This is a genomic window from Aminobacter sp. P4_D5 (genome assembly GCF_056401815.1).
The window spans coordinates 1-567 of record NZ_JBFUIP010001167.1 but is presented as its reverse complement, the minus strand read 5'-3'; the positions used below and the strand labels follow the sequence as shown (position 1 = coordinate 567).

Genomic DNA, 567 nt, shown 5'->3' with positions numbered 1-567 from the left:
GCTCTTCGCGCTGTTCGGCGCGGATCCCATTGCCTATCGGCTCGGAGATTGCGAGGCGCGGGCGATCGTCACCAATGCGGAGAGCCTGCCGACGCTACCGCAGGGGCCGTTGGTCATCCTGACGGAGGGCAGGGCGCCCGGCGCCGTGGWCTTCCATGCCGAGATGGCCCGCGCCAGCCCGGACCACGCCTGCCTGGACACGCCGGCCGAGGACCCGGCGCTGATCATCTACACCAGCGGCACCACCGGCGCCCCCAAGGGGGCGCTACATGCCCATCGCGTGCTGCTTGGCCATCTGCCGGGCGTGGAGATGCCGCAGGACCTGTTCCCCCAGCCTGGCGATGTCTTCTGGACCCCGGCCGACTGGGCCTGGATCGGCGGGCTGCTGGACGTGCTTCTGCCCTCGCTCTTCCACGGCGTCCCGGTGCTGGCGCTGCGGATGGAGAAGTTCGATCCCGAGCGCGCCTTTCGCATCATCTCGGATCACGGGCTGCGCAACCTCTTCCTGCCGCCCACGGCGCTGCGGCTGATGCGCCAGGTCCCGAGCGGCCGCGCCAGCCCACGCTC

At 71.0% G+C, this 567-nt stretch carries 1 protein-coding gene; it reads left to right on the top strand.

Annotation, left to right across the window (positions count from 1 at the left end; genetic code table 11):
- On the top strand, positions 1–567 hold a 567-nt coding region (locus AC1DWF_RS37290; RefSeq protein ID WP_476843452.1), incomplete at both ends, for an AMP-binding protein.